The sequence below is a fragment of the Microcystis sp. T1-4 genome (genome assembly GCF_000297435.1).
In the GTDB taxonomy this organism is placed as follows: Bacteria; Cyanobacteriota; Cyanobacteriia; order Cyanobacteriales; family Microcystaceae; genus Microcystis.
On sequence record NZ_CAIP01000108.1, the window covers coordinates 1 to 6,375 of the forward strand.

6 protein-coding genes are annotated in these 6,375 nt (G+C 41.1%); 5 read left to right on the top strand and 1 reads right to left on the bottom strand.

Annotated features, from left to right (window positions below):
• Positions 1 to 121 precede the first annotated feature (121 nt).
• Entirely contained in the window at positions 122 to 1,390 is a 1,269-nt protein-coding gene (locus tag MICAI_RS06010; protein ID WP_008199193.1) for a bifunctional cobalt-precorrin-7 (C(5))-methyltransferase/cobalt-precorrin-6B (C(15))-methyltransferase, read from the top strand.
• 104 nt (positions 1,391 to 1,494) lie between these two features.
• Here MICAI_RS06010 and MICAI_RS06015 read toward each other — a convergent pair whose 3' ends face one another.
• Complete coding sequence (locus MICAI_RS06015) at positions 1,495 to 1,980, bottom strand: TIR domain-containing protein (RefSeq protein WP_008199194.1); 486 nt, start codon at positions 1,978 to 1,980, stop codon at positions 1,495 to 1,497.
• Positions 1,981 to 2,098: 118 nt separating this feature from the next.
• On the opposite strand from MICAI_RS06015, the gene MICAI_RS26895 reads away from it, so the two are divergent.
• From MICAI_RS26895 to MICAI_RS06030, 4 genes are all read left to right on the top strand, one after another.
• A complete protein-coding gene (locus tag MICAI_RS26895) occupies positions 2,099 to 3,256 on the top strand; it encodes a toll/interleukin-1 receptor domain-containing protein (protein WP_232306147.1) in 1,158 nt (385 codons plus the stop codon).
• A gap of 21 nt (positions 3,257 to 3,277) precedes the next feature.
• Positions 3,278 to 4,207 (top strand): hypothetical protein, encoded by a 930-nt coding sequence (locus tag MICAI_RS26900; protein WP_008199198.1) that lies wholly within the window; start codon positions 3,278 to 3,280, stop codon positions 4,205 to 4,207.
• Positions 4,208 to 4,580: 373 nt separating this feature from the next.
• Complete coding sequence (locus MICAI_RS06025) at positions 4,581 to 5,213, top strand: Uma2 family endonuclease (RefSeq protein WP_008199200.1); 633 nt, start codon at positions 4,581 to 4,583, stop codon at positions 5,211 to 5,213.
• A gap of 272 nt (positions 5,214 to 5,485) precedes the next feature.
• Entirely contained in the window at positions 5,486 to 6,271 is a 786-nt protein-coding gene (locus MICAI_RS06030) for a hypothetical protein (protein WP_008199201.1), read from the top strand.
• Positions 6,272 to 6,375 lie beyond the last annotated feature (104 nt).

Here is a 6,375-nt window from a genome sequence, read left to right on the forward strand (position 1 = left end):
TTTGAGCTTCTGCTAATTCGGCTAATAATTTCCAAACATCATCGGCAGTGGTGGTCATAATTTTTCATCTTAATTAACTTGGCACTAACCCGATTATATCTTGTTTGAAGGATAGAGCCTGATGGCAGATAATGAAATAGTAGCGATTTTTTTTAATATGGCGGATCGCAATTGTAAGTCGAAATGGCTATCGATCATAGGAATTGGTGAAGATGGCTTAGAAGGGTTAAGTTCAGTGGGGCGAAGTCTGCTTTCTTTAGCATCAGTTATCGTCGGTGGTGAACGTCATCTGGCAATGTTACCCCCAGAGGATCAACGGCAAAAACTGCTCTGGACTTCTCCTATTCAAGACTCTGTTAACGAGATTATCCGCCGTCGTGGTCAATCCGTCTGTGTTTTGGCCAGTGGTGATCCCATGTGCTACGGGATTGGTGTCACCCTTACCCGCCAGATTCCCCTTGAGGAAATGACGATTATTCCCTCTCCTTCTGCCTTCAGTCTTGCCTGTAGTCGTTTGGGTTGGCCTCTGAGTGAAGTGGAAACTTTGAGTTTGTGCGGTCGGCCTCCGGCTTGGTTGAATGGGGTGCTTTATCCCGGCGCTAAACTGCTGGTACTGAGTGCCGATGCCCAGACTCCAGCGATCGCTGCTCGGCTGCTCCGGGAGGGAGGTTTTGGCGAGAGTCCCATCACGGTTTTAGAACATCTAGGGGGAACCCTAGAACGCCACATTCAAGGCATCGCCAACGATTGGCAGTTTACAGATCTGGCGGCTCTAAATGTCATCGCCATTAGCTGCATCTCCTCCCATCCCCCCACCCTGGCGCCGCGCCTTCCAGGACTGCCGGATTCTGCCTACCATCATGACGGACAGTTGACAAAAAGAGAAGTTCGTGCTATCACGCTGAGTAGATTGGCTCCCTTACCCGGACAATTGCTCTGGGATGTGGGGGCAGGTTGTGGTTCCATTGCCATTGAGTGGCTGCGTAGCGATCGCCGTTGCCAGGCTATTGCGATCGAACATCATCCCACCAGATTACAATACATTGCCGATAATGCCGCCGCCCTGGGAACGCCCCACCTGCAAATCGTCGCCGGAATCGCACCGAGCACCCTAGAAGATTTACCGCAACCGGACGCTATTTTTATTGGTGGCGGTATCACCACACCCCACCTATTGGAAACCTGTTGGTTAGCCCTGCGCCCCGGGGGTCGTCTTGTTGCTAACACTGTTACAATTGAAAGCGAATTAGTTCTCTTGCAATGGCATAGTAAATTAGGAGGGGAACTGCTGCGAATTGGCATTGAAAAAGCCGAACCAGTCGGCAAGTTTTTAGGTTGGAAAGCAATGGCCACCGTAACCCAGTGGACTGTTCTGAAACCGAGATTGTAAATCCTTGATTTTCTCCTTGATCTCTCTTGCAAAAGTTGTCAACTTTAGCTCCTGAGTGGGAAAATAAGCCTTAGATAATTACGACAGTAAATCAGTTTCATTTTCTATCTATAGGAATTTCTTTGTCTTAGCGGTCTGCTTAGATTTGGTGTACCATAGATAGATTTTTGATATGCTTCCTCGATCGCATTTTCTAAAGTTCTATAATCTCTCGGCCAGTCAATGATTAATCCCATATTGGGAATATTATCTAATAACCTCTCTGGAATGCAAGGATTTTTATCGGGAATTTTTATTCCTAATAGCCCGTTTCTTGTATTCCCATAGGATTTTCTAAGACTATGATAAATTTCCCAATCAACCCAACTTCTGCCGCCTGTTTCTTGCCCAATAAGCACTACTGTAACGGTACTATCTTTGATCAGAGAGCTTAATCTAGCTTTTATCGATTCGGCTTGCAAGTCACCGATGTCTTCTCGAATTGATTTATCAATAAAAACATCACGTTCGTCAGCAAAGATTTTTCTGAAGTCATCTGCTGCTTGCTGATCTAGCCTGTGAGAATAACTGACAAATACTTTTCTTGCCATAATGATTTCTCCTTAGCAAGGTTAAATTGATTACTAGGTCATCCCATGATAGCACAAGTTTCGGCAATTGCGGGTTAGGATGGTAGTAGAGTCTTATTTACTCCCCCAACTTAGTCCCATGACGACTCAGTACCGTCCCTACTTTAGAATTTATCTTGCTTGGCATCCCGATTCTCCCAGGGGAGAGGAGTTGGCAAAGTATCTCTTTCAACATATCTGTGCAGATCCAGAACATCCCCTATTGCGAGGTCTTGGGATTCCGATGTACTTTCGTTCAGTCCCCTTTCAAGCAGACACTAACATCCCTAGACCAATTATTTTAAATGACTCCCTTAACTCGGCCACATTTGTCTTAGTAGATGACGAGATGGTTGTGGATGAGAATTGGCAGAACTATATTGAATCAGTTAGCGAAAATGCCTCACAGTTATTTCCCCATCACAGAGTTTACCCTGTTGCCATAACCAGAAATGCTTTCAAGTTGAGTGACAAAATTTCTCCCATTAACTTTATCAAAATCTACCAGATAGATAACATCGAGCATCAGCAGAACACGCTATTAAGAAAGGTACTACATGAATGCTGCCGACAACTGAAACAAATTCAATCAAAAGGACAGACAGAACTGGGAAAATCCGCTGCTCCTGTTAAACTTTTCCTCAGTCATGCCAAGCGAGATGGGGTTCAAATCGTTGAGGAAATTCGTCAATGGCTTCTCAAAGATAATAGCCTCGATAACTTTTTTGATACGAAAGATATAGCCCCGGGTTACGATTTTAGAGAAGAAATTCAATCTGGTATCAAGGATTCTGCTTTGTTAATCTGCCAAACAGATGCCTACACCAGCCGCTATTATTGCCGTTGGGAGATTTTACTGGCTAAAAAATATCAAGTTCCTGCACTGCTGATTAATTCCCTCAATACCGGTGAAGAGCGCAGCTTTCCCTATTTGGGCAATACGCCAACAATACGCTGGCAAGGGATTGAAACGATTCCTACTATTATTACTAAAATTTTGCTTGAGGTACTGCGCTATAGCTATTTCCCCGGCTATGTAGAAACCTTAAAGCAGATTTGCAGAATACCATCGCAAGCGGTGGTTATCCCTTGCGCTCCTGAATTATTAACTCAAGTCCAAACTTGGCAAGTTAGCCAACCTCAAGCAGACAGTTTTCTTGTCTATCCAGATCCACCTTTGGCAGATGATGAAATGGGAATACTTAACTCTCTCAATCCCAGGATTAAAGCCTGGACTCCCTCCCAGCCAACACCCTAAAATCAGAGGAGAACCAAAAAAATGACAGGACAACCAAGACAAAAACCTCTTTCTGGCAAGGTAATTGGGATTTCAATTTCTGACAGTCCCGATTTGCAACGACTCGGCTTTAGTACCGTCCATCAAAAAAGGGCGCTGATCGAAATTAGTCGCCATCTGCTTGCTCAAGGATCTAGTCTTGCCTACGGCGGCGATCTGCGTCCTGGTGGATTTACTCTAGATTTAGTGGAGATGGTCAAAGCTTACAATGAACAAGCAACAGAACGAGCAGAGAAGATCCTAAACTTCTTAGCCTGGCCATTACATCTTGAGACAACTGTTAAGTGGAAAGCTCAACACAAAAATGAAGTATCAATTCAGATAATTCCTCTACCTCAAGATCTGAAACAGTCACCCTTTAACATTGACGAAAAAACTTACCTAGAGCCGAACAGTGCGATTAATCGTTATGTTTGGGCCCGTTGTCTGACAGCCATGCGGGAGCAAATGGCAGAGCGAATTGATGCTCGAATTATTCTTGGTGGTAAAGTTACAGATTACAAGGGGGCATTTCCAGGAATTGCTGAAGAAGCAGCCCTGGCGATCGCTTATCATAAACCTCTATTTGTTTTGGGTGCATTTGGTGGTTGTGCCAAGGCAGTGGGTGAGAGCTTGTTGAAAGAAAACCCAGAAATACTAACGCAGGTGTACCAAACTTTTCATAGCCAAGAATATGGGGATATGATTGAGTTCTATAACCAACAGTCTAACCAAGGGAAGCCCCATAAAGTGATTGATTACCCAGCCTTTGTGGAGACTTTTAGTAATGCCAGTTTTAAAGGATTAAACAATGGACTAACGGAGTCAGAAAATCAGCGTCTTTTTCAAACCGAAGATTTGGATGAAATGGTGTATTTAATTCTCAAGGGGATGCTAATTGCCAATACTCAATCAACCGTTGATCCTTCATAAGTTAATGTTTAAAAAATCAAAGTTTTTCTATTTTTCTAAAATTGACTTTCATTAGCGGATTATTAATTTGATTTTTGACCGAATTAGTAGCCGCCTAACACACCCTACACTTTACCGCTCTGGGACGGGACTTATTGTCCTAATTCCAGTTGATAGTCTTATTATAATTATAGTTCCCAAAATTAGACAAAAATTTTCTAGGAACCAACGAAATTTTCAATCGTTATCATCAAAAAAATTAAATCTTTATTGTCCAATGCACAAGTTATCCTATTTGTCAATATTTTTGTACTAATTGTCATATAATACAAATGCTCGCTATAATAGAATTAAGTTGTTGACATTTTCTAGTTTTTACTTTTTACTTAGTCTTATGGTTTCGCGACTAGATAAAACTAACGTCACTAAAATTATCTACCCCGATAGCGATGGTCAACCCCTGGCCGATAATACCCTGCAATTTCGTTGGATTACGACAATTAAAACTAATTTAGACTGGCTATTTCGCCAGCAGTCTGATGTCTTTGTTGCGGGTGATTTACTCTGGTATCCTGTGGAAAATGATAATCAACTGCGTCAAGAGCCGGATATCATGGTGGTTTTTGGGAGACCAAAAGGGGAAAGGGGTTCCTATCGACAATGGCTCGAAAATAATATTAGTCCCCAGGTGGTTTTTGAAATCCTCTCTCCGGGTAACACCCTCACGGAAATGGCTAAAAAACAGCTATTTTATCAGCGTTATGGGGTCGAGGAATATTATCTTTATGATCCCCATAAAAACGATGCCAGTGCTTGGATAAGAGGCGAAAATCAGCTAGAAATTCTGGAAACTCTCGATAATTGGGTTAGTCCCCGTTTAGGAATACGTTTTCAGTTAGGAGAACCGGAAATGTTGCTTTTTTATCCCGATGGACAAGCTTTCACTAGCTATAATCAGGAAAAACAACGAGCGGAACGATTAGCCAATAAACTGCGGGAATTAGGCCTTAATCCTGACGAAATCTAAGTTTATCTCTTGATCGCAGTTTAAAGTTAATCTTTGTTAAGAGACAAGTAAAAAATAGCCATAGTGGGCTATATGTATTTTCAGTATGATGAAGTTAGTTAGCTTAGTACAAAAAAACTCATGTTCAGGGATAATTGCTTTAAGCACGGCTAGTCGGAGTCCTATAGGTGAAGTTTATCTCGTAAATCTTCAGTTTTCAGTGCCAAGTTTACAGTCTCACTGCCAACGGGTAGAAATTTCACAGGTACATTATAAATTGTATATGATATTTGATGACCAATAACGAAATTACAGTTAACGACTACTCATCCACTAGATTATCAAGGGCGAGATTGACTCTCAAGGTTGATGGTCCTTATTTTCCTATGGTGAAATTCCAAAAACTTTTAGAGAGTTTTTCTATAATCCTGACGGAAATTGATCAAGAAATATCAGATACGGGAGAGGTGGGAGTAGAGTGGGCAATTACGGAAGTTCAACAAGGAAGTATTATTATGACAGCCGAAGCAAATATCCTTGATGAACAGGTGGAAACTGAGCGTCCTCAAAGAATTATCAATGTTTTTAGAGATAGTTTAGAAGAATTGATTAAGGAAAAACCTCAACGTCCCTTGTACTTCAACAATAAAGCCCTGTATAATGTCAAGAAGTTTAGCGAATTAATCGATCCAAATGATTTTGCTTATATCGAGTTTTCTACGGAAAATTGGAGGTTTTATGTTACTAAAAATATAGCGGCTAATGTAGATGAAATTACTCAAAATTTTTACAGTATTTATGGCTCTATTGAAGGGCAGTTAGTATCTATTAATATTGCCAATCGTCAAAAGATGGGGATTCGTAGCCTAACTGATAACAAAATTATTAAATGTTTTTTTCCTGAAGAACTTTTTGAACAAGCTAGAGAAGCTTTAGGAAAAAGAGTTTATGTTTTTGGGTTAATCCGGCAGTATTTGCATGGAGAAAAAATCAATATTCAAGTGCAAGAAATGAAAGTTTTTCCTGAAAAATCTGCTGCTTCTTCCCTGTCTAATATTATCAATTCAATTAGAGGTTAGTCTTGAAAAAAAAGTCTATCAAAAAACATTATTGTGATTAGGGAATCTTTATCAGTTTTTTCAATGAAGAACCCCAGTATTATGAACAATGTAAGAATATTGGC

Bases quoted from the DNA above. Each gene is read 5' to 3' on its own strand.
- MICAI_RS26895 (WP_232306147.1), top strand. From the start codon at position 2,099: ATGACGACTCAGTACCGTCCCTACTTTAGAATTTATCTTGCTTGGCAT.
- MICAI_RS06025 (WP_008199200.1), top strand. From the start codon at position 4,581: ATGGTTTCGCGACTAGATAAAACTAACGTCACTAAAATTATCTACCCC.
- MICAI_RS26900 (WP_008199198.1), top strand. From the start codon at position 3,278: ATGACAGGACAACCAAGACAAAAACCTCTTTCTGGCAAGGTAATTGGG.
- MICAI_RS06015 (WP_008199194.1), bottom strand. From the start codon at position 1,980: ATGGCAAGAAAAGTATTTGTCAGTTATTCTCACAGGCTAGATCAGCAA.
- MICAI_RS06030 (WP_008199201.1), top strand. From the start codon at position 5,486: ATGACCAATAACGAAATTACAGTTAACGACTACTCATCCACTAGATTA.
- MICAI_RS06010 (WP_008199193.1), top strand. From the start codon at position 122: ATGGCAGATAATGAAATAGTAGCGATTTTTTTTAATATGGCGGATCGC.